Source organism: Streptomyces sp. (assembly GCF_036524955.1).
In the GTDB taxonomy this organism is placed as follows: domain Bacteria; phylum Actinomycetota; class Actinomycetes; order Streptomycetales; family Streptomycetaceae; genus Actinacidiphila.
In genome coordinates this window covers 30,367-50,976 of record NZ_DATDBG010000087.1, presented here as the reverse complement: position 1 = coordinate 50,976, position 20,610 = coordinate 30,367, and the positions used below count along the sequence as shown (strand labels likewise).

The following is a 20,610-nucleotide window of genomic DNA, read 5'->3' as shown; positions in this document are numbered from 1 at the left end:
CCCGTCAACTCCAGCTCCAGGACGGCGGTTCGGTGATGGTGAGGATCACGGCCACGGCCGACCATCCCGGAGCGCCGCCGAAGAGCAGGACGTGGTCGCCCGCGTCGAGCCGCCCGGTGCGCAGCAGATGGTCGAGGGCGATGAACTGGTCGCTGGCCGAGGCGTGTCCGATCTCGCAGCCGAACTCCCACTGCGACTGGGAGACGTCCAGGCCCAGGGGGTCCATGACGCAGTTCCGGGTGGTCGCCTCGTCGCCGTTGGGCACGAGGACCCAGCGCAGGTCGGAGACGTCGATGCCGGCCTCGCCCACGGCGGCGAGCGCCGTCTCGGAGCAGGCTCTCGCTATGCCGTCGGCGATGCTCACCCCGCCGATCTCCCGCACGCGCTCGTTAAACTGCTGGGCGCGCTCCACGGTGTCGATCCGCCGGCCCGCGGACCCGGTGGGGGGGAACAGCGGCTCGTCGCCGCGCGCCATCGCCTCGAACTCCGGATAGACCCGGGAGACGACCGCGTCGACGCGGGCGAAGCCGGCGGTCGGGCTGATCACGACGGAGCTGGCCGCGTCGGCGGCGATCACGCCCATCGGCCCGCTGTCCCACCGGTTGAACAACGGCGAGTTGAAGTTGTCCGCCGTGGTCAGCAGGATGTCCGGCCGGCTGTCCGGCTGGTACGACAGCAGGCCGGCGGCCAGCTCGACACCGGTGAGCATGCTGTTGCACCCGTTGCGGATCTCGGTGCTGCCGGCCCCCGTGATGCCCAGCTCCCGCATGATGTACGCCGACGGCGACCACATCTCAGGCCCCTGGTAGAAGGTCGAGCCGTGCAGCACCGTCCCGATCGCGGCGGCGCCGCCCGGGGAGCGGCTGAGCGCCGTCCGCGCGGCCCGCACGGCCATGTCGGGCGGCGACTCCGACCCGGCGATCAGAACGCTGCGCAGACCGCTCTCGGCGAAGACCGTGGCGTCGTACAGGCCCGCGGCGACCGCCTCGGACGCGGCGTAGGCGGTCGGCAGCCAGCAGCCGAGGCCGGTGAGGAACACGTTCGCCGGCTTCATGCCAGCGCCCGGGCGAGACTCATGGGTGTCATGCCCTGTTCGACGCGCGAGGGCCGGGGTCTGTTCACGTCGATGCACCACTTTCTCCGGTGAGTCGGGCGGGAGCGGCGCCCGCCGCACCCCGGTGTCCGGCGGGTCTCACGACACCGGGCCCAGCATCTCGGCGAGCGATCTCAGGGCGTAGAAGTGCCGGGACCGCACCGTGCCCTCCGGGACGCCGAGCCGGGCGGCCAGCTCGCGGGGCGTGACGTCGCGGTAGTACAGCTCGACGAGCACCTCCCGCTGGACCCTGTTGAGGCGCGCCAGGGCGGACCGGACGGTGCGCACGTCCACCACCCGCTGCGCGTGGTCGGGCGTGTCGGCGTGCACCGGCGCCTCGACCACGGCCCACCGCTCGGCGCGCACCTTCCGCCGGCGGGTCGCGTCGATGAACGCGTGCCGCGCGACCGTGAACAGCCAGGGCTGCCACAGCTCCGGGCCGGACGGCAGGGCGTCGACGTGGCGCCACGCCCGCAACAGCGTCTCCTGCAGCAGGTCCTCGGCCCATTCCCGCTCCCCGGCCGTCAGCCGCATCAGGAACCGGCGCAACGGCTCGGCGTGGTTGTCGTACAGACACCTCATCCGGCAGTGGTCGTCGGATGAGGTCCCCCGCGCACGGGCCGCGCGGACACGCGCCGGCACGGGTTCGCCGTCGTGTGCGACGCGGTCCGCCGAGGAGGGGCCCTCGGACGTCGGCCGCCGCACGCAGCCGTGCGGAACCGGGTCGCCCGACGAGACGCACAGCCCGTACGGGGAAGCGCATCGCCCCGGCCGCCGCGACGACCGCGGCGCTGACTGCTGACCGAGCCCCATCGGGCCGTCCTCCTGTCCCACCTCACCCGGCGGCCCGGCGGCCGGTGCGCGCGGCGCCCGCGTCCACCAGGCGCGCGAGCCGTTCGACGGTCAGTTCGGACAGGCCCCGCACGCCGAGGGCCACCGGCTCCCGCGTCGGCGCGACCGAGACCGTCACGCACCCCGCGGCCCGTCCCGAACGGAGCCCGGCGGACGAGTCCTCGACGACCACGCAGCGCCCCGGTGCGATGCCGAGCCGGGCCGCGGCGGTGCGGTACGACTCGGGGTCCGGTTTCGGGCGCCGCACCTCGTCACCCGCCAGGGTCACGGCGAACTCCGCCTGACCGAGCGCGGGGAGGACGGCGTCCACCATCGCCCGGTACGAGGACGAGACCAGCGCGCAGGGAACGCGCGCCCGCCGCAGCGCCCGGAGCAGGCCGACGGCTCCGGGCAGCGGAGCGATCCCGGGGCGCAACCGGTCGAGCACGCGGCCGCTGACGCGCGCGTACAGCTCCTCCGTGCTCATCGGCGACCGCGCCAGGCCGCTCAGCCGGGTCAGGTTCTCGGCGACGCTGCGCCCCCGCAGCTCCTCCGGCCGGATCGCCGCGGCCGGCACGCCCGACGCGCCGAGCACCGCCAGCAGGGCGTCGTGCAGGAGCGGTTCGGTGTCGACCAGGGTTCCGTCCATGTCGAACAGAACCGCCCACGGCGGGGTCAGAACAGCGCCCGGGAGCTGAGGGACACCTTCATCTTTCCCAGAAGCGGGTGCCAGAGGTGTTCGGGGTCCGCCTCGACGGCGGCGATGAAATCGCGCATCGCCGTCAGGGCGACCGGCTCCTGCTCGTCGTAGACGTCCCCCTGCAGCAGTTTCAGGACGTCGATCCGGTAGCGGGGGTCCTGGACGAAGGCGGTGAACAGGATGTTGAGGCGGTAGTAGATGGAGATGAACTCGTACCAGTTGGACACGCCGCGCCGCAGCTTCGTCACGTAGTTCTCGAACCGACCGGCGCTGAAATCGCCGGCCTCCGCGGCGGCGATGATGTCGGCGCAGGCCAGCCGGGCGCTGTTCATGGCGACGCTGACACCGCTGGAGAAGATGGGGTCGACGAACCGGGCGGCGTCGCCGATCATGACCATTCCGTCGTCGCACACCTTGCGCATGCCGTAGCTGTAGTCGCCCTCGGCTTTGAACGGGCGGACCCGCACGGCGTTCTTCAGCGCGTCGTGCAGCAGGGGCCTGCTGCCCACCGAGTCCCAGAAGAAGCCTTCGAGATCGTCCTTGCCCTCCCTGAACCGCGCCTTCTGGGTGACGACCCCGACCGACGTGATCGTGTCGGTGATCGGGATCTGCCACAACCAGGTGTCGCTGAGCGGCAGGAAGTGGATGAAGATGTACTCGGCCTGGTTCTCGTCGTTCGCCAGGGCCTCCCGGTCGAGTCCTTCGAACCAGCTGTGCACGGCGTACTGGTTGAACACCGGGTCGGGCACCTTGACCTTGAGCTGCCTCCCCAGGAGGGTGCCGCGTCCGCTGGCGTCGACGACCATCCGCACCGCCACCTCCGCGGTCGCCCCGCCGAGTCCGACCCGCAGCATGGGACGGGCGGGGTCGGCGAAGTCCACGCCGCGCACCCGTACCCCGGAGAACACCTTCGCGCCCAGGCTCTCCGCGTGCTTGAGCAGGATGTGGTCGAACCGGCCGCGGTCGACGTGGAAGGTGTAGTCGCGGTCGACGCCGAGCTGATCGCGTTCGTTGAACAGCACGTCGGCCGCCCCGAGGCCGTGGTCGTGGACCTGGAAGCCGAGCGAGTCCACCCCGTCCGCGTTGGCCGACGTCCACGCGGCGCCGTACTTGCGCGGAAAACCCGCCGCCTCGATCTTGTCCATGGCGCCGATCTCCAGCAGCACCGGCGTGGTCGCCGGCACCAGCGACTCGCCCACGTGCTCCCGCGGGAAGAACTCACTGTCGAAGACCGCGACCGACAGACCGGCCTTGGCCAGGTAGGACGCGGCGGTGGAACCGGCCGGGCCGCCGCCGATGATGCCGATGTCGTAGTCGTGAGTCATCTGTCCTCCAGTCAGCGGGAGGCGGTCTGCGAGCGGAGAAGCAGGATCAGGTCGGTGATCGTCTCCAGCGTGCGGAAGTGCTCACCGGTCATGTACACAGGCGGAACCCGGACGCCGTACGCGGTGCGGATGTGTGCCAACAGGCGTGCGGTGCGGACCGAGTCCAGCACCCCCAGCTCCAGCAGCTGGCTGTCGGGGGTGATCAGGTCGGAGGGCACGCCCGTTTCGAGCTCCTCTCTCACGTAGCGGAGCAGCCGGTCGAGCAGCGTCGCGCGATCAAGGTCCGTCATGATTCCTCCGGGTGTCAGAGCCGTGCCGACGCACGCGCCACGATGTACCTCGTCGGCAGTTCCAGCGGTCGCCCGTCGGATGTGCGCTCCGTGGTGTGCAGGGGGATGTCGCCGTCGGCGACGATGTCGAATCCGTTTCCTTCGAACAGCAGCCGCAGGCGCCCGTCGTGGGTGGGGGCGACGCAGGCGCCGAAGTCGAAGTGGGCCGCCAGCCCGGCCGTCTTCGGCAGCCGTGCGCCACCGGCGAGCAGCTCGGCGACGTACCAGCCGGTGCGCTCGGTCAGCTCCTGGGCGAACAGGACCCCGGACTCGCCGAGCAGGAGCTTGATCGTCGTCAGCATCCTTGTGCGGTCGTCTGGAGCGAGCTGATGCAGCACCCCGCGCATGTAGACGTTGACGTCGCCGAACTCCGCGCGCAGAGCCGCCGCGGTGTCCTGGTCGAGCAGGTCGGCGCAGCGGTAGGCGACATTGGGCGCCGCGTGCGACGCGGCGGCCAGCTCCACCGCGGCCTCGGCGATGTCGAGTCCGACGACCCGCCGGAAGTGCCGCGCCAGCCACTGCGTCTGCCGGCCGCTGCCGCACCCGATGTCGACCAGCGGCAGCAACGGGTCGGCGTGGTCACGGAACAGCGGCAGATGCCGCGCCGCGGTCAGCCGGGGCGACGAGTCCCAGAGGGCGGCTCCGGGCTCGGCCGGGAGCGTCGACCAGAAGGCGTCCCAGGCCGTGCCGATCATGCGCCGACTCCCCGTGCCACCAGGCCGCCGAGCGCGGCGCGGTCGACTTTCCCGTTCGGGGTTCGGGGGAAATCGCTGACCACGTGTAAGGCGTCGATGGTCATGTACGGCGGCAGGAAGACCGCGCAGTGCCGTCGCAGCTCCGCGAACTCGGGCGCACGGCCGGTCCCGGGGACCACGAAGGCGTGCAACCGCGCGTCCAGACCGGCGCCCACGACGAGCACCACCGCGTCGCGCACCGCCTCGTGCGCGACGAGCACGCCGTCCACCTCGGCCGGCTCGATCCGGTAGCCGCGGACCTTCGCCATGTCGTCGACCCGGCCCCGGTACTCCAGCAGACCGTCGGCGTCGTACCCGCCGAGATCACCGGTGCGGTACGGTCCGACCTGTGGCTCCTCGCCCCAGTAGCCGAGCATGACGGTCGGGCCGCTGACCAGGATCTCGCCGTCGTCCAGCGACACCGCGTCTCCGGCGACGGGCGATCCGATCGGGACGGCCGCGGTGCGCGCGAGGTCGGCGGCCGTCACCTCGTACGAGGTGCACACGTTGGTCTCCGTCGGGCCGTACCAGTTGAGCATCCGGACGCCGGGCCACCCGCGGCGCAGGTCCTTCAGCTGCTTCAGCGGAAAACGCTCGCCGGCGAAGATGCACGTGCGCAGCGCCCCCGGCCCGCGCTCCAGCAGCTCGCCGTACTCGGCCATGAGCACCAGTGCGGACGGCACCGAGTACCAGACCGTGATCCGGCGTTCCAGAAGGAAGTCGACCAGCGGTTCCGCGGCCTGGGCGAGGGTCTCGCCGATGAGGTGCACCGACGCGCCGGCCCGGAAGGCTCCGTAGAGGTCGAAGACCGACAGGTCGAAGCTGAACGCGGCGTGATTCGCCAGCCGGTCGGCCGCGGTGAGGTCCAGCTCACGGCAGGCCCAGTCGACGAACGCGAGCGCGTTCCCGTGGCTCAGGCAGACGCCCTTCGGCGTCCCCGTCGACCCCGAGGTGTACAGGATGTATGCCGGGTCGGCCGGCCGGACCGGATGATGCGCGGCGCCTGAGCCGTACGCCGCCTCCTGGAGGAGATCCGCGCAGGGTACGGAGACGGCGCCGGCGACGTGATCACCGTGGTCCGTGACGATCAGCGCCGGGCGTGCGTCCGCGGCGATCCGGGCGACCCGCTCCCGGGGGTTGCCCCGCGGGACGGGAACATGGATCGCGCCGCACCGTAACACCGCCTGGGCGACGGCCACCGCTTCGGCCGTCTTGTCCGTCCACACCAGGACGCGGTCGCCCGGCCGGACGCCGCGACCGCGCAGCGCGGCCAGGTAAGCGTCCGCGCGCGCGTCCAGCGCGCCGTAGCTGAGGCCGGTGACGAGGTCGCAGACCGCGAGCGCGTCCGGCGTCCGGGCGGCCGCGTCGACCACCAGGCTGTAGAGGCTCACAGTCCCATCTCCCGGGCGATCAGCTGACGCTGGATGTCGGATGTGCCGGAGAAGGTCGTGGCGGGAACGGCGTCGCGCACCTGCTCCTCGATCCCGTACTCCGTCAGGAAGGCGCGGCCCCCGAAGATCCGGCTGGCGTCGAGCGCGGTGGCGACCGCGGCCTCGGACACGGCCAGTTTCGCCATGGCGACCCACAGGGAGGGGTCCTGGCCACCGTCGATCTCGGCGCAGGCCCGGTAGAGCAGGAGCCGTCCGCTCTCCAGCCGCAGCTTCATGTCCGCCAGCCGGTCCGCGACCGGCTGGAGGTCGGCGAGCCGCTTCCCGAACTGCCGCCGTTCCCGCACGTGCCGGACGCATCGCCGGATGAGACGCTCCTGCTGGCCCAGGTAGATCGCAAACAGGCAGGACCGCTCCCACTGCATCGACGTCTGGAACACCAGCTGCCCCTGACCGGGGCTTCCCAGCACCCGGTCGTCCGGCACGAAGCACCGGGTGAACAGCACCTCGCCGGACTGGCAGGCCGCCAGTCCGGACTTCTCCATCGGCGCTCCCGCGACCAGACCGGGAGAGTTGCGGTCCACGGCGAACGCGGTGGAACGGAAATAGCCGCCTTCCGGATCCGTTGTCGCATAGGTGACGTAGAGATCGGCGACCGGGCCGTTGCTGACGAAGCTCTTGACCCCGTCGAGGAGATATCCGCCGTCGACCTTGGTGGCCCGGGTCGCCAATCGGGAGACGTCCGATCCCGCCTCCGGTTCCGTCATGGCGTTCCCCGCGATCAGTTCTCCCGCGCACAAGGCGGGAAGCAGCGCCTTCCGGGTCTCCGGGAGCGCGAACTCCAGCACCGGCCGGACGCAGGCGAAGAGATGGGCCGCGGCGGCGAAGAGCAGTCCGGTATCCGCGCCGCCCTCGCTCGCGGCCTCATACAGGAGGGCCGTGTCGAGCGCGCCGAAGCCCGCACCGCCGTGCTCCTCCGGGACGGCCGCGCCGAGCAGTCCGAGGCCGGCCAGTTTCTTCCAGCCATCCCGGCGGAATCCGGCAACGGATGAACCTGAGGGAAATTCGCGCGCGGCTGCCTTCATCCGCGCGTACCCCTCCTGTTGTTCAGCGCTCAGGCTGAAATCCATGAGACGCCTTTCACGAAGCAGTGGCCGGATGAGCGGAGGACCAGTGCGGAGTCTCGGTGATCTCGATCACGGCGCACGCGATGTTCAGCCCAGGCCCCACGCCGAGCATCAGGAAATGGTCCCCGCGTCGCAGTTCACCGGAGAGCAGAAGCTGTTCGAGCGCCACCACCTGATCACTGGCGCCGATATGGCCGACGGTGCGCCCCTGTTCCCACGTCGAAAGAGACATCGGCAGACCGAGCGGTATCATCGCGCGTCCTTCGACGCGTTCCCGCGACCCGTTGGCGTAGGCGACGCGGGAGACGTCGTCCATCGTGATTCCGGCCTCGTCGAGTGTGCGGCTGATGAGTTCGTCCTGCGCGGCCACGAGTTTCAGCGGGCCGGCCGGGTCCCGGTCCGGGCCGTCCAGCCAGCGGTCCTTGGAGTCGCCGAAGTCGAGTTTGCCCGGCAGGCCGGCTCCCGGCGGGAACAGGGGCTCGGGCCCGCGGTGCATGGCCTCGTACTCGGGGAGCGTGACCGCGTTGACGGACTTGAGCCGGGCGAAACCCTTTCGCCGGCTGAGGACGACGGCGGAGCCGGCGTCACCCATGACGAAATGCGGACTGAAACGCCAGCGTTCCAGCAGTTCCGAGGTGAAGTTGTCCCCGGAGGTGACCAGAGCCGCCTCGTGCTCGGCCGAGGCCATGAGATGACTCGCCGCGAGTTCCAGGGCGGAGAACATGCCCATGCAGCCCTGTCTGACCTCGGCTGCGGTGGCCTGGCCCGCGCCCGTGTGCCGCTGCACGTAGTACTGCGGACACCAGCCGTGGGGGCCCTGATACCACACGCTGACGTAGAGCAATAAGCTGAGGGACGCGGGATTCTGCCCGGCCCGTTCGAGCGCCTGCCGGCATGCCCGCACCGCCATCTCGGGCGCGGGAATCTCGCCCGCGACGGTGACACTCGTGATTCCGTATTCTTCTGCGGCGGTCCGGTCGATCAGTCCCCGCTCGACCGCCCATCCCATAGGCACCCGGTCGGGCAGAAAGGCCCCCAGACCGCTGATCAGCACATCGGACGCCTTCATGACCCGCCCCAGATTCTCTCGGTCGCGTATCGTGTCGAATTGCTCAAGAGATGGGTACCAGCGCTCGGTTCCACGCCGAGTCGCCCGCCCCCGACGACGTTTTCGCATCGGAACGATGGTGTGGTGGAGCACTGTGCTCGCCGCGGCCGTGACAATCGCGGCGGAGAAGAATGAAAAAACGAGCACGCGAAGGAATATGCTTATTCCAGAACGTTCCGTTCTGTCATTCCTCTGATGTGAGCACCGCGCCGCCTGAAGGAGGAATACGGTCTCTACTGGTGCACCGACACGCTCATGCGCTAACCCCCGGAATCCGTCGTGACCCGACGGAGGGGTGACATTTCTTCACGTCAGGGTGCACGCCGTTTCGGCGTGCGTCAAGACGCTGGCATAAATGTATAGGATAATAAGTAGATAATGCGGACTATAGGGGCGGAAACGACGCCATGATCCGGCCACGGGGCGCCCGGGCGGTCGCCGCCGGCACGCTGGGCGCCGCAGCGGTGTGCGCCGGGGGCCGAAGGAGCGTGCGCCGGAGGGCTGGGGAGCGAAGCGGCGTGCGTTCCGCAGGACGTGGTCGGCGGGCCGAACTCTCGCCGTCGAGCCGGTACGTCAGCGGCTCGCGGTTCCGGAACCGCAGGAACAGCAGGTGGTGCAGGCCCGCGCCGCGGACGGTTCCGGCGATCGGGGCGAGGAGGTAGATCCCCAGCATGCGGGTCAGGCCGCCGAGGAACGCTCTTGCGAGCGAGCCGGCGAGCTGCGCGACGGCGTACCGGAGAACGCTCGCTCCGGGGAAGACGTCCATCAGCCACAGTGCGACGGTCACGGCCGGGTTCAAACGTGGAGCGTGTGACTCTGCCGGTATCGCGCCCTCCCGCGACGCGGTAACAGACTCCGAGGCTGGGCGGAGTGTCACACCAACTCGCAAGCAGCCTTGAGATCATCGAAGAGCAGTTGGTCAACGGGCGGCACCAAGTCGCGGTCCGCGTACGAGAACCAGGCCATCTCATCGATCTCGCTGCTCGGGGCGAGCGTGCCGCGGTACTCCCCGGTGTAGCAGCTCATCCGCACCACGGTGTCCTCGGGAAGTCCAGGCACCCCCGCCTCGTACGTGCCCACGTACGCAACGGTCTCCGGATCGAGGAGCACCGTCAGCTCCTCCTTGATCTCACGCACCAGCGTTTCCAGGTCGCTCTCCGCGCCCTCCCGCTTGCCACCCGGGATGTAGAAGATCTCCTTCCCACGAGGGCGTGCACACAGGATCCGCCCACCCTCGATCCGCACCCAAGCCACCGTGTCGATCAGCATGGACAACGTCCTATTCCCGTCCATCCGGAACCTGTCGAACGGGACCCTACCGGGGTGGAGACCTTCAGGCAGCACGCGGCCGAGGTCCCGGCACACCCCGTCCCGACAACCGACTTGCCTCATGAAACCCCGGGCAGCTCCCACCGTCCGGCCAGCTCCGCCGGAGCCGTCCGCCGCGCGGCCGGCAACCGCCCGCCGCGGAGTACCGCACCCCCGACGACGAGGCCGGCTGTCATGTCTGCGCGGGCCTGGGCGCGACCCGTTCGATGACGTACATCCGGTCCTCGCCCTGCCGGTCCAGCACGGCGGCGACACTCTCGGCCTCGGCCCTCGTGGCGTACCGGCCCACGCGGTAGCGGTTACCGCCGTCGTCCTGCCGTATCAGGACCCACACCAGCTCCGACGTCACGACGTCGCCCCCTCCAGCGCGCGTACGTGCGCCACGTTCTCCCGGTCCTCGGTGTCCTGGCTCGCCGCGCCGCCGAACCACGCGTCCAGGATCTCGCCCAGCACCGGTCCGGAGGTGGTGCGCAGGCTCAGTGCCAGCGCGTTCGCGTCGTTCCATGTGCGCGCCCCGTCCGCGGTGTAGGCGTCGCCGCACAGGGCGGCGCGTACCCCGTCCACCTTATTGGCCGCGATGGACGCCCCCGTACCGGTCCAGCAGCAGACGACGGCCTGATCGGCGGCGCCCTCGGCGACGGCGCGGGCGGCGGCTTCCGCGCTCCACGCCCAGTCCTTGCGGTCCCCGGGGCGCAGCGCCCCGTAGGCCAGCACGGTGTGCCCGCGACGCCGGAGTTCTTCGACGAGCTGCCGGGCCACCGGTTCGTCCATGTCCGAGGAGACGGCGATGCGCATATGCCCGACCCTACGCCCGAGGTTTACGGCGCGGACACGGAATAACACGAACAGGTATCGTTTCGGCCATCTGTTCGACCAGAAGCGGACCCCGGCACGGGACCGCCCCGTGGACGAGGCCGGATCAGCCCGGATCAGGCCGGATCAGGCCGGATCAGGGACCGTGCCAGAGCCCGGGAGTCGGGAGTCCGGGAGCCCGGCACGATCCGTACGACAGGCCCTAACGCACCGGCAGGTGGTACGCCGCCCGGTACCGCTCGGCCGGGATCACCACGTCCGCCGTCTCCACCGGCCGCCCGCTCGCGTAGTGCGTGCGCCGGATCTCGATGACGATGTGCCCGGGGACGCCGCCCAGCGCCGCCATCTCCTCGGCGAGCCCGGGGCGCGCCCCGACCTCCTCGGCCATGTGGTCCACCACCACGTCGATCGCCGCCATCCTGGGCACCACGCCCTGTCCGCCGACCGGCCCCTCCTCGGGCAGCATCACCGGCGTGCGCGCGGTGATCCCCAGCGGCTCCCAGGAGGTGGAGAGCATCGACGGCTCACCCTCGGTCCGGAACAGGTACCGGGTGCGCATCACCCGCGCGCCGGGCTCGATGCCGAGCCGTTCCGCGACCTCCAGCGAGGCGAGGTCCTGCACGCTGTTCGACTCCCAACTCCCCTTGCAGTCCTCGTCGGCCTGCTCCTGCCGGTAGGAGGTCGGGGCGTCGGACGGCCGGTAGCCGCTGCGCAGGATCCGCCGCTTCCTGGGCCGCTCGCGCACGTAGGTCCCCGAGCCGGACCGCCCCTCCACGAACCCCTCGGCCATCAGCACCTTGCGGGCCTCCAGGGCGACGGTGTCCGAGACCCCGTACTCGGCCCGGATCCGCGCCTGGGAAGGCAGCCGGGCGTGCGGCGGCAGCGTACCGTCGAGGATCATCCGCCGCAGGTCGTCGGCGACGCGAAGGTAGGCGGGCTGCTCACCGAAGGCCACTGCCCCTCCCAGGGGTTGACTGTCTGCGACAGCTTCGCAACCGTCGGTGCCCGGCCGCAAGCTCCGCCCTGAGCCTCACCCTCCGCGTCGCCGGGTACCGGCCGGAAGTCGCCGGGGGACGCTACGGCGCCGCCCCGGTCAGACGCCGACCCCCGACCCGTGGCCACCGGTCTTCACCGAGCCGGTCAGCCGGCCGGACGTAGCGCCGAAGAAGCAGGTCACCGAGCGGTCGCCGTCGCGCCAGCCCTCCCTGGGCGGCATGTAGTAGTAGATGTCCACGGTGTCCGGCACCGGCTCCGAGTCCAGGTAGTCGTCCGCGTACGAGGCGCACTTGGCCCCCGCGATGTCCGAAATCCGCTCCACGCCCGGGTAGTCCGCGCCGAGGCCGGGGTCGAGGGTGAAGACCGCGTACGCCTCCGCGTCGTGCGCGATGTCGCAGGACACGACGTTCGCCGTGGTGGAACGGGCGCCGTCCCCGGCGTAGTCGGAGAGCGAACTGTCCACGGTGTCGAAGCACTGCCCGACCGTGATGTCCTCCACCCGTGTGTTGCCCTCGTCGAACCCGCCGAGCAGGCCGACCGTGACGGTCAGGGCGAGGAGCACGGTCATCACCCCGTTGATGACCAGGCCCGCTACGGCCAGCCCTTTGCCCTGGTCGCCGCGCCGCCCGATCTGCACCAGCGCGACGATGCCGAAGATCACTCCGAACAGGGGTATGCAGGTCAGCGCGGTCACCAGCGAGGCGATGGCGAAGCCGTTGGTGCCGCGCTGCGGCGGGTACCAGCCCGGCGGCGGCGGGGGGTAGGGGCCGTAGCCGTACGGCGCCCCGCCCGGGTACGGTCCGGCGCCGTAGGGGGGCTGCGGTCCGTAGGGGTTCTGCGCGTACGACGGCAGGCCGTCGTACGGCGATCCGGTCGGCGCGGACGGGCCCGCCGGGGTCGGTCCGGCCGGCTCGGGTCCGTAGGGCCAGGGCTCGGGGGGCGGCGGGGGCGGAGGCGGGCCCTGATGACCCGCACCGGGCGGCGGCGCGTCCTCGGGGGACGGCGGGGGCGGAGGTATGTCCACCGGGGGAGTTTACGGTCCGCCGCCGCCTCGCCCCCCTCGCTGACCGGGCCCCGCGGTCGCCGCCGACCGTCTCACGGAGCGGCGGGCGCCAGATCGGCGCCGGCAGGTCCGTGCGGCGGTCCCGGCGTACCGCCCATCGCGTCCCGCCGCTCGGGCATGGCCAGCCGGACCATCCGCCGCCACCCGCCGAGCCGCTCGTAGGCGTAGACCGCGCGAATGCCCAGCCGCAGCACGGCCGCCTTCGGAGCGGACCAGCCGAGCACCCGGCCCATGTGGTCCATCACCGCCAGGCTCACATCGCGGTAGACCCGGATCTCCGCGAGGGCGCAGTCGCGCAGGATGCGCTGGATGGTCCGGCCGTGCCCGACCCGGGCGAACCGCAGCAACTCCTCGTGGCAGTACGCCAGGTGGTTGTCCTCGTCGTGCGAGATCGCCCGCACCGCCTTGCCGACCTCGGGATGGTCGGCGAAGTGCTTCACCAGCAGCGCCATCTGCTCCGACGCCCGCTGTTCGGTGACCCGGCTGTGCGCCAGGTACGTGATGATGTCCAGCTCCGTCAGCGGCTCGTCCCGCTTCAGCCGGCTGTGCGCCAGACCGATGCCGGCCCGCTCCAGCAGCATCGTGTAGTCGGTCTCCGACGGCACCGGCACCGGGTCGAGCCCGCGCCGGCGCATCAGCGCGCCGAAGATCCGCCCGTGCTTGTCCTCGTCGGCCCCGTGGCGGGTGATCTTCGGCACGAGGTCGCGCTGCGACTCGGGGACCAGCGCGGCGATCCGGCCGTTCTCCCACCCGCCCTGCGTCTCGCCACTGGCCGCGATGGAACAGAACAGCTGGAAGGACCTGTCGTCGTCGAGAATCTCCGTGAACAAACCGCGTGCGGACACCATCACGTCGCTCCTCTCAGCGCCAACCTCCCCCCGTGCGCTCCCGCCACGCACCCTTCCGAGTGAAGGCCCGCTCCCCCGCCCCCGCAACCGCTGTCCGCCACACGGGTGACCCGACGTGCCCGCCTCGCGGCCTGTGGCCCGGCCGGCCCGGGTCCGGTGCGGGTCAGGACAGGACGGGCTCGGGCAGGCCGCTGCGCGCGGCGGGGCACCCGGTGAACTGGACCACCTGGCGGCCCACGAGCGCGAGCTGAGACGCGGCCTTCACGTCCAGGCAGGCACCGGAGGCGTCGAACACCGGCTCGCTGGTGTTGATCGTCGCGCCGAGCGGGGTGGGCCAGGCGCGCAGGGCGTGCACGATCGAGCGGAGCGCGCCCAGCGTCGTGCCGCACGCCTGCCAGCCGTGTGCGGTGACGACGCAGCCGACGGACCGCTGGTCGAGGTACGGCCGGTCGTCGCCGCGCAGCTCCTCGATGTAGTCGAGCGCGTTCTTCACCAGGCCGGAGACCCCGCCGTGGTAGCCCGGGCTGGCGACGACCAGGCCGGCGCAGCCGCGTACCGCCTCCACCAGCTGCACCGACTCGTCGGTGCGGACGGGGTCGCCGGCCTGGTACATCGGCAGCCGGGCCAGGAAGTCCCCGCCGAAGAAGAGCGTTCTGGCTCCGGCCTGTTCGGCCGCGGCGAGGGTGAGCCGCAGCGCCCGGTCGGTGGTCGAGCCGGGTCGGGTGGTGCCGCCGATGCCCACCACGACGGGCGGTGCCGCCGCGGTGTCCGCGGAACTGGTCATGGGACGTGCCTTTCCTGTCGGTCCTGCGCTGGGGATGCTGACGCTCGGACGGTCGCCCACCGGCCGCGCCGGTACGTGGCGGCGGGGCCTCATGCCGGTGGCGGGACCGGGCCGCCGATCGTCTGCATCAGCCGGTTCGCCCAGGCGAAGAACGCCGTGGCCTGGACGATGTCGAGGATTTCCGGGTCCTCCAGCCCCGCGCGGCGCAGCCGCGCCACGTCGGACGGCTCCGCCGCCGAGGGGGTCCAGCTCAGCTTGGCGGCGAGGTTCACCACCGCGTTCCACCGCTCGTCACCCAGGTCGGCGCCGAGCCCTTCGTCCAGCAGCCGCTGTACGTCCTCGGTCCGCTTGCCGAAATGCGCGGCGAAGCGGCTGTGCACCGAGGCGCAGAAGACGCAGCCGTTGAGCCGGGAGGCGGTCGTCGCGGCGAGCTCGCGATCGGCCCGGGGGGCGCCGCCCCGGGTGTAGAAGATGCCGTTGTCGGTGGCGGTCCGCTCGACCAGCACCGCCGGGTCCAGTGCGAGCAGCCGGAAGTACGGCATGTCCGCGCGAAAGCCCGGCAGCGCGGCCCGCTGCTCGTCGGTGGCGTCGGCCATCTCCAGCGGCGGCAGCCACGGCTCCCAGCCGACCTCCGCCAGCGTGAACGGGAACTCGGGTACGGGCACCTGGCCGGCGCTGCCGCCGGGCACACCGCGGTCGACGCCCGCCAGCAGCGCGAGGCCGGTCAGCACCCGCGCCTGGAAGGAGACGAACGAGACGAGCTGGGAGACGGTCACGATCTGGGCGGTGTCCAGCCCCGCCGCGCGCAGGCGCTCGTGGTCGTCGGGGGTGGCCGCGGCGGGGCGCAGCGCCAGGAGTTCGGCGTGGACGAGCATCGCCGCCGTCCTGGCCGGCAGTGCGTCGGTCCGGCCGGCCTCGACATCGGCTGCGGCCGCGCCGCCCGGCGCCGCCCCGGCCAGGCGGGACCGGAAGTGGTCGGCGAGCGGTTCGTGCGCGTGCAGCGCCGCGACCCGCAGCGCCGTCGCGAACCGCTCCTCGGGGGTCACTCCGGTGGAGACCGCGGGGTCGAACAGCGCGTCGTAGCTGCCCTGGGTGTGTGCGCGTACTTCGGGGCGAAGCGCGCGCAGTGCGGCGAGCGGGGTGCCGTCCTCGATGCCGAGCAGCGCGTCGACGACGTCGGGCGGTCCGTACGGCGGGCCGCCGACCTGGTCGGTGTCGGCGCCGGGGATGGTTGCACGGGGGGACATGATGGGACCTCTGATTCAGGCGAGCAGTCGTTCGGTGGTCTGCCGCACGATGGCGGGCGCGGCTCCGGTGGTGCCGTCGGCGGCGTACGAGGCTTCCTTCGCGGCGTCCGCGGCGGCCTTGCCGTCCGTGCCGCCGCGGGCGGCGGGCCGCCAGCCCAGTGCGGGAGCCACTTCGGTGGCGAGCAGTTCGAGCGAGCGGAGCGTCTTGTCGTGGCTGGGGTCGAGGGGGTGGACCTGGCAGATCAGGTCGGTGCTCCGGGGCAGCAGCGGGTCGGCCGCGAGGCTCGCGATCACGTCGTCCGGCGAGCCGCAGGACACGTACGACATCCGGAGGTAGTCCTCGGTGGTCAGGCCCGGCGGGAGTGTGCCGCCCCGGGCGAGCACCTCGGCCATGGCCTGGATGCCCTGCTCGGCGTCGGCGACGGCGGTGCGCCGGTCGGTGGTGATGTAGACGGACCGCGACAGGCCGATCCGCGGCGGGCCGGCCTCGGCCGGCCAGGCGTCGAGGTAGGCGTCCACGAGGGGGGTCTGGAGGTCGCCGAGCGAGGCGTCGGGCGGGACCGGCGGGCCGCCGCCGGGCCGGGCCGCGGTGCGGGCCAGCAGCAGGCCCACGCCTTGCTCCCCGATCCGGCGTGCCCCGTCGGCGCTGAAGGTGGCGTGCCAGAACCGGTCGCCGAGCCCGGGGCGCGGCGGGTACAGCACCAGCCCGTCCTCGGTGAGCGGCCGGCCGGCGACGGCGTCGCGCACGGTGGCGAAGCCGGTCGCGAACGCCTCCCGTCGGTCGTCCAGGCCGCGGCCGAACGCGGCGAACGTCGACGCGCCGCCCCCGGTGCCGAAGCCCAGTTCCAGGCGGCCACCGGACAGCACGTCCAGGACGGCCGCCTCCTCGGCGAGCCGCAGCGGCTCCTCCAGCGGGAGGGTGATGATGCCGGTGGCCAGGGTCAGGCGCCGGGTCCTGGCCGCCGCGGCGGTCAGGAACACCATCGGCGCGGGCAGACCGCCCTCGATGGCGAAATGGTGCTGGGCCACCCATCCGGTGTCGAAGCCGAGGTCCTCCGCTGCCTGGAAGAGGTCCAGCGCCCGCCCGTACACCTCCGCCGGGCTCACCTGGTCCACGAGCCTGGTGAAGAAGCCGAGCCGGAACGGGCTGCTGGGACCGGCCGGGGCCGGAGCGTCGTACGTCATGGATGATCCTCCGTGTGTCGGGCGGGACTCAGGCGCCGGTCCGGCCGAGATAGGCCTCCTGGACCAGGGGATTGTCGAGCAGGTCGGCCGCGGCTCCTTCGAGCGTGACCACCCCGGTCTGGAGGACGTAGCCGCGGGCCGCGATGGACAGGGCCATCTCGGCGTTCTGCTCCACCATCAGCACCGCGACGCGCAGCTCCCGGTTGATCTCGACGATCATGTCCAGGACGCGTTCGACGAACAGCGGTGACAGCCCCATCGTGGGCTCGTCCATGCACACCAGGCGGGGGCGGCTCATCAGCGCCCGGGCGAAGGCGAGCATCTGCTGCTCGCCGCCGCTGAGCGTGCCGGCGTGCTGCCCGCGCCGCTCGGCCAGCCGCGGGAAGTAGTGGTACATCCGCTCGATGTCCGCGTGCACTTCCTGACGCGAGCGCCGGGTGTACGCGCCGCAGCGCAGGTTCTCCTCGATGGTCATGTCCGGGAAGACCCGCCGCGCCTCGGGCACGGAGGCGACGCCCCGGCGGACCCGGGCGGGCGTGGACAGCCGGTTCACCGGCCGGCCGTCGATCCGCACGTCACCGGCTCGGGGGCGCACCAGCCCGAGGATCACCTTCATCGTGGTGGACTTGCCGCACGCGTTGCCGCCCAGCAGGGAGACGATCTCGCCGGGGTACACCTTCATGGAGACCTGGTGCAGTGCCTGGGCGGCGCCGTAGAAGACGTCCACACCGGAGATCTCCAGCAGGGGCTCGGTCGCGGCGGGCGGCTCGGCCGTGATCGGCATCTAGGACCTCTCCTCGGTCGCGGCGGCCTTATCGGCCGTGTCGTGGGCGTCGACGGCACTGTCCGGGCCGCCGTCGGGGGTCGCGGTGCCGGGTCGGGCGGCGCCCGTCGCGGTGTCGGACCGGGCGTGACGGCGGCCGAGATACGCCTCGATCACCCGCTCGTCCTCGCGGACCACCCGGGGCGGCCCGTCGGCGATGACCTTGCCGTTGTCCATCACCACGACCCGGTCGGACACCGCCATGACCAGGTCGAGTTTGTGCTCGATGAGGAGCATGGTCTGGCCCTGGCGCTTGAGTTCCAGGAGCTGTTCCAGGACCTCCGCGGTCTCGGTGGTGTTCATGCCCGCGGTCGGCTCGTCGAGCAGCAGCAGCCGGGGCCGCAGCGCCAGCGCGCGGGCGATCTCGGTGCGGCGGCGGTTGGCGTAGGACAGGGTGTACGTGTAGTTGTCCTGACGCGGCGTCAGGCGCTCGCCGAAGCGGCTCAGTTCCTCTTCCATCCGGATCCTGGCCTGCCGCTGCTCCCGCCGGACCGCGGGGGTGGGGACCAGCGCGAGCGCCGTCTCGGCCAGCAGCGGAATCCAGCGCAGCAGCGGATACCGGGCGAGCCGGGCGAAGGGCCGGGAAGCGGTGAGCGTCGAGTGCATGCCGACCAGTACGTTGTCCGCGACGCTGAGGTTGCCGAACACCCGCCCGTTCTGGAACGTGCGGCCGATGCCGGCCTCGGCGATCGCCTCCACGGACGTGTTGTCGATGCGCTGTCCGCACAGGTGGATACGGCCGCTGTCCGGCCGGATCAGTCCCGTGATCAGGTTGAGCGTGCTGGTCTTGCCGGAGCCGTTCGGGCCGATGATGGTCACCACCTGGCCCTGCTCGACCTCGAACGAGACATCGTCGACGGCGCGCAGTCCTGAGTAACTGCGGGTGAGTCCTCGTACCTTGAGCACCGGGTCGGTGCCGGAGTCCGCGGCCTCGCGGACACCGGCCGCCGGGCCGGGGCTGTGTGTGCTGGAGACGGTCATGGGGCGTTCTCCTAAGCCCTCGCCCAGATGCCCTGGGGCCGGAATCGGATGATGAGCAGCAGGAGGATGCCGTAGAAGATGATCCGCAGGTCCTGGGCCATACGCAGCACCTCCGGGGCGCCGACGAGTACGACCGATCCGAGGATCGCTCCGAACGGGCTGGTCATCCCGCCGAGCACGATGATCGTCAGGGCCAGCAGCGACACGTTCAGGTTGAACATGGTCGGATCGAGATAGCTGTACTGATGGCCCATCAACGCCCCGGCCAGGCCCGCGAAGAAGGCGGCGATGGCGAAGGCGAGCGACTTGTAGTCCCTGGCCCGGACCCCCGAGGAACGCACCGCGAGGTCGTCCGCGCCCACCGCCGACAGGATCCGGCCCAGATGCGAGCCGCGCAGCCGTACGACCACCAGCAGCGTGAACAGCAGGACGGCGACGTCGAGCAGGAAGTACCCGCGGGGTGTGACGATGTCGGAGCCGAACGGACTGGGCGGCGGGATCATGGTGACGCCCATGGCGCCGTGCGTGACCGAGTCCCAGTTGAGGATCAGCGCCGTGATCACCGCGCCGATGCCGATGGTCGCGATCGCCACGTAGTGTCCGCGCAGCCGCCAGGTCGGCGATGCGAGCACGGTGCTGACCACGGCGGCGACCACACCGCCGGCGAGCACCGCGAGGAGGAACGGCCAGTGCTGCTCCTTGACCAGCAGCGCCGAGGTGTAGGCGCCCACGGCCAGCGGTCCGGCCTGGCCGAGCGTGATCTGGCCGGCCGAGCCCGAGACGAGGGTGAGGGACAGCGCGAGGGTCGCGTACAGGGCGACCTGTGTGCCGGTCTGGAGGTAGTAGTTGTTCGCCGTCAGCGGGAACAGCACCACCGCGGCCGCGACCAGTGCGGCGACCTGCCACCGCTTGAGCACGATGGGACGGCCGCGGCCGAGGAAGGTCCCGGTCATGGGTTCGCTGGACACCAGGGGCACCCGCCCGAAGAGTCCGGCGGGCCGCACCCACAGGACCGCGATCAGCACGCCGAAGACGATCAGATCGCTGACGCCGTCGCCCCACAGCGAGATGCCGAACGCCTGGACGATGCCGAGCGCCACGCCTCCGACGACCGCGCCGACCATGCTGCCGAGCCCGCCCAGCGTGGCCGCCACGAAGGCGGTGAGCCCGGCCTGCGCGCCGGCCGTCGGCGAGATGTTGCTGTTGTACATACCGACGAGCACACCCGCGAGCCCGCCCAGCGCGGAGGCGATCACGAAAGCGATGTTCTGCATCCTGGCGACGGGAATGCCCATCTGGAGGGCGGCGTCGGAGTCCTGCGACGCCGCCCTCAGCGCGCGGCCGGCCTTGGTGAACTTGAGGAACCCGCCGAGCGCGATCATGCAGCCGAGCGTCACCGCCAGCATGACGACGTCCAGCGTCCCGAACCGGAGCCCGCCCAGTTGGAAGTTGCTGGTGGCCAGCGCCTTCGGGAAGGGGCGGGTCTCCGGCCCGAAGAGGTGCTGCGAGAGGTTGTCCAGCACCAGCGAGACCGCCACGGTGGCGAGCAGCGCCGATATCGGCGGGGCCTTGCGCAGCGGCCGGACGGCGAACACGTTGATCGCCAGTCCGAGCAGACCGGTGACCAGGGCGACCCCGGCCATGGCCGCCCACAGCGACCAGTGTGCTTCGGCCACCAGCCACCAGCCGGTCATCGAACCGATGGCGAACACAGAGCCCTGGGCGAAGTTCACCAGGTGGGTGATCCCGAAGATCAGCGAGAGCCCGACGGCGACCAGCGCGTAGGTGTTGCCGTGGATGACGCCCGCCAGCAGCGTGTCCAGCATGAGTGATCAGTCTCCGATCCGTGGAGGTCCGATACGGAGGTCCAGTGCCGCGTCGGTCAGGGTCTGCCTGTCAAGGAGCG

Annotated in this window: 22 protein-coding genes and 1 pseudogene; all 23 read right to left on the bottom strand. The window is 71.5% G+C overall.

Annotation, left to right across the window (positions count from 1 at the left end; genetic code table 11):
• Positions 1 to 4: 4 nt before the first annotated feature.
• Complete coding sequence (locus tag VIW71_RS08200) at positions 5 to 1,054, bottom strand: ketoacyl-ACP synthase III family protein (protein WP_331621361.1); 1,050 nt, start codon at positions 1,052 to 1,054, stop codon at positions 5 to 7.
• 138 nt (positions 1,055 to 1,192) lie between these two features.
• Complete coding sequence (locus VIW71_RS08195; RefSeq protein WP_331621359.1) at positions 1,193 to 1,675, bottom strand: sigma-70 family RNA polymerase sigma factor; 483 nt, start codon at positions 1,673 to 1,675, stop codon at positions 1,193 to 1,195.
• Positions 1,676 to 1,928: 253 nt separating this feature from the next.
• Positions 1,929 to 2,582, bottom strand: coding sequence for an HAD family hydrolase (locus tag VIW71_RS08190; RefSeq protein ID WP_331621369.1), 654 nt, complete (start codon positions 2,580 to 2,582; stop codon positions 1,929 to 1,931).
• A 17-nt stretch (positions 2,583 to 2,599) separates the two neighbouring features.
• A complete protein-coding gene (locus VIW71_RS08185; RefSeq protein ID WP_331621358.1) occupies positions 2,600 to 3,949 on the bottom strand; it encodes an NAD(P)/FAD-dependent oxidoreductase in 1,350 nt (449 codons plus the stop codon).
• A gap of 11 nt (positions 3,950 to 3,960) precedes the next feature.
• Positions 3,961 to 4,239: an acyl carrier protein gene (locus VIW71_RS08180; RefSeq protein ID WP_331621357.1), complete on the bottom strand. Its 279-nt coding sequence runs from the start codon at positions 4,237 to 4,239 to the stop codon at positions 3,961 to 3,963.
• A 14-nt stretch (positions 4,240 to 4,253) separates the two neighbouring features.
• Complete coding sequence (locus VIW71_RS08175; protein WP_331621356.1) at positions 4,254 to 4,973, bottom strand: class I SAM-dependent methyltransferase; 720 nt, start codon at positions 4,971 to 4,973, stop codon at positions 4,254 to 4,256.
• A complete protein-coding gene (locus VIW71_RS08170; RefSeq protein ID WP_331621355.1) occupies positions 4,970 to 6,403 on the bottom strand; it encodes an AMP-binding protein in 1,434 nt (477 codons plus the stop codon). The genes VIW71_RS08175 and VIW71_RS08170 overlap by 4 nt, the downstream gene beginning before the upstream one ends.
• Positions 6,400 to 7,530: an acyl-CoA dehydrogenase family protein gene (locus VIW71_RS08165; protein WP_331621353.1), complete on the bottom strand. Its 1,131-nt coding sequence runs from the start codon at positions 7,528 to 7,530 to the stop codon at positions 6,400 to 6,402. The genes VIW71_RS08170 and VIW71_RS08165 overlap by 4 nt, the downstream gene beginning before the upstream one ends.
• A 10-nt stretch (positions 7,531 to 7,540) precedes the next feature.
• Positions 7,541 to 8,728 (bottom strand): ketoacyl-ACP synthase III family protein, encoded by a 1,188-nt coding sequence (locus VIW71_RS08160; protein ID WP_331621352.1) that lies wholly within the window; start codon positions 8,726 to 8,728, stop codon positions 7,541 to 7,543.
• Between the two features lie 292 nt (positions 8,729 to 9,020).
• On the bottom strand, positions 9,021 to 9,422 hold the full coding sequence (locus VIW71_RS08155) for a hypothetical protein (RefSeq protein ID WP_331621351.1): 402 nt from the start codon (positions 9,420 to 9,422) through the stop codon (positions 9,021 to 9,023).
• A gap of 86 nt (positions 9,423 to 9,508) precedes the next feature.
• Positions 9,509 to 9,904 carry an NUDIX hydrolase gene (locus VIW71_RS08150; RefSeq protein ID WP_331621350.1) on the bottom strand — a complete coding sequence of 132 codons (396 nt, stop codon included), beginning with the start codon at positions 9,902 to 9,904 and terminating at the stop codon, positions 9,509 to 9,511.
• 128 nt (positions 9,905 to 10,032) lie between these two features.
• Positions 10,033 to 10,140 (bottom strand): annotated as a pseudogene (locus VIW71_RS08145) (DNA mismatch repair protein MutT); the annotation flags it as partial.
• Entirely contained in the window at positions 10,137 to 10,313 is a 177-nt protein-coding gene (locus VIW71_RS08140) for an SPOR domain-containing protein (protein ID WP_331621349.1), read from the bottom strand. The pseudogene VIW71_RS08145 and the gene VIW71_RS08140, both read right to left, overlap by 4 nt.
• Positions 10,310 to 10,759, bottom strand: a complete 450-nt coding sequence (locus VIW71_RS08135) for an RpiB/LacA/LacB family sugar-phosphate isomerase (RefSeq protein WP_331621348.1) — start codon at positions 10,757 to 10,759, stop codon at positions 10,310 to 10,312. The genes VIW71_RS08140 and VIW71_RS08135 overlap by 4 nt, the downstream gene beginning before the upstream one ends.
• A gap of 220 nt (positions 10,760 to 10,979) precedes the next feature.
• Complete coding sequence (locus tag VIW71_RS08130) at positions 10,980 to 11,732, bottom strand: GntR family transcriptional regulator (protein ID WP_331621347.1); 753 nt, start codon at positions 11,730 to 11,732, stop codon at positions 10,980 to 10,982.
• A 138-nt stretch (positions 11,733 to 11,870) separates the two neighbouring features.
• The gene (locus VIW71_RS08125; protein ID WP_331621346.1) at positions 11,871 to 12,797 is read right to left on the bottom strand and encodes a DUF4190 domain-containing protein; all 927 of its coding nucleotides are present in this window, start codon (positions 12,795 to 12,797) and stop codon (positions 11,871 to 11,873) included.
• A gap of 71 nt (positions 12,798 to 12,868) precedes the next feature.
• A complete protein-coding gene (locus tag VIW71_RS08120; RefSeq protein WP_331621345.1) occupies positions 12,869 to 13,684 on the bottom strand; it encodes a ferritin-like domain-containing protein in 816 nt (271 codons plus the stop codon).
• 163 nt (positions 13,685 to 13,847) lie between these two features.
• The gene (locus VIW71_RS08115) at positions 13,848 to 14,468 is read right to left on the bottom strand and encodes an NADPH-dependent FMN reductase (protein ID WP_331621344.1); all 621 of its coding nucleotides are present in this window, start codon (positions 14,466 to 14,468) and stop codon (positions 13,848 to 13,850) included.
• Positions 14,469 to 14,557: 89 nt separating this feature from the next.
• Positions 14,558 to 15,715, bottom strand: a complete 1,158-nt coding sequence (locus tag VIW71_RS08110; protein ID WP_331621343.1) for an alkylhydroperoxidase domain protein — start codon at positions 15,713 to 15,715, stop codon at positions 14,558 to 14,560.
• Positions 15,716 to 15,730: 15 nt separating this feature from the next.
• The gene (locus VIW71_RS08105) at positions 15,731 to 16,900 is read right to left on the bottom strand and encodes an LLM class flavin-dependent oxidoreductase (RefSeq protein ID WP_331621342.1); all 1,170 of its coding nucleotides are present in this window, start codon (positions 16,898 to 16,900) and stop codon (positions 15,731 to 15,733) included.
• 28 nt (positions 16,901 to 16,928) lie between these two features.
• Positions 16,929 to 17,684, bottom strand: coding sequence for an ABC transporter ATP-binding protein (locus VIW71_RS08100; protein WP_331621341.1), 756 nt, complete (start codon positions 17,682 to 17,684; stop codon positions 16,929 to 16,931).
• Positions 17,685 to 18,704 carry an ABC transporter ATP-binding protein gene (locus VIW71_RS08095; protein WP_331621339.1) on the bottom strand — a complete coding sequence of 340 codons (1,020 nt, stop codon included), beginning with the start codon at positions 18,702 to 18,704 and terminating at the stop codon, positions 17,685 to 17,687.
• Positions 18,705 to 18,715: 11 nt separating this feature from the next.
• A complete protein-coding gene (locus VIW71_RS08090; protein ID WP_331621338.1) occupies positions 18,716 to 20,530 on the bottom strand; it encodes an ABC transporter permease in 1,815 nt (604 codons plus the stop codon).
• Positions 20,531 to 20,610: the final 80 nt, after the last annotated feature.

What these genes read in the sequence shown, in the direction of transcription:
- VIW71_RS08120 (WP_331621345.1), bottom strand. Translation starts at nt 13,684, where the DNA reads ATGGTGTCCGCACGCGGTTTGTTCACGGAGATTCTCGACGACGACAGG.
- VIW71_RS08165 (WP_331621353.1), bottom strand. Translation starts at nt 7,530, where the DNA reads ATGGATTTCAGCCTGAGCGCTGAACAACAGGAGGGGTACGCGCGGATG.
- VIW71_RS08090 (WP_331621338.1), bottom strand. Translation starts at nt 20,530, where the DNA reads ATGCTGGACACGCTGCTGGCGGGCGTCATCCACGGCAACACCTACGCG.
- VIW71_RS08100 (WP_331621341.1), bottom strand. Translation starts at nt 17,684, where the DNA reads ATGCCGATCACGGCCGAGCCGCCCGCCGCGACCGAGCCCCTGCTGGAG.
- VIW71_RS08135 (WP_331621348.1), bottom strand. Translation starts at nt 10,759, where the DNA reads ATGCGCATCGCCGTCTCCTCGGACATGGACGAACCGGTGGCCCGGCAG.
- VIW71_RS08110 (WP_331621343.1), bottom strand. Translation starts at nt 15,715, where the DNA reads ATGTCCCCCCGTGCAACCATCCCCGGCGCCGACACCGACCAGGTCGGC.
- VIW71_RS08105 (WP_331621342.1), bottom strand. Translation starts at nt 16,900, where the DNA reads ATGACGTACGACGCTCCGGCCCCGGCCGGTCCCAGCAGCCCGTTCCGG.
- VIW71_RS08185 (WP_331621358.1), bottom strand. Translation starts at nt 3,949, where the DNA reads ATGACTCACGACTACGACATCGGCATCATCGGCGGCGGCCCGGCCGGT.
- VIW71_RS08115 (WP_331621344.1), bottom strand. Translation starts at nt 14,468, where the DNA reads ATGACCAGTTCCGCGGACACCGCGGCGGCACCGCCCGTCGTGGTGGGC.
- VIW71_RS08175 (WP_331621356.1), bottom strand. Translation starts at nt 4,973, where the DNA reads ATGATCGGCACGGCCTGGGACGCCTTCTGGTCGACGCTCCCGGCCGAG.
- VIW71_RS08095 (WP_331621339.1), bottom strand. Translation starts at nt 18,704, where the DNA reads ATGACCGTCTCCAGCACACACAGCCCCGGCCCGGCGGCCGGTGTCCGC.
- VIW71_RS08195 (WP_331621359.1), bottom strand. Translation starts at nt 1,675, where the DNA reads ATGAGGTGTCTGTACGACAACCACGCCGAGCCGTTGCGCCGGTTCCTG.
- VIW71_RS08200 (WP_331621361.1), bottom strand. Translation starts at nt 1,054, where the DNA reads ATGAAGCCGGCGAACGTGTTCCTCACCGGCCTCGGCTGCTGGCTGCCG.
- VIW71_RS08150 (WP_331621350.1), bottom strand. Translation starts at nt 9,904, where the DNA reads ATGCTGATCGACACGGTGGCTTGGGTGCGGATCGAGGGTGGGCGGATC.
- VIW71_RS08180 (WP_331621357.1), bottom strand. Translation starts at nt 4,239, where the DNA reads ATGACGGACCTTGATCGCGCGACGCTGCTCGACCGGCTGCTCCGCTAC.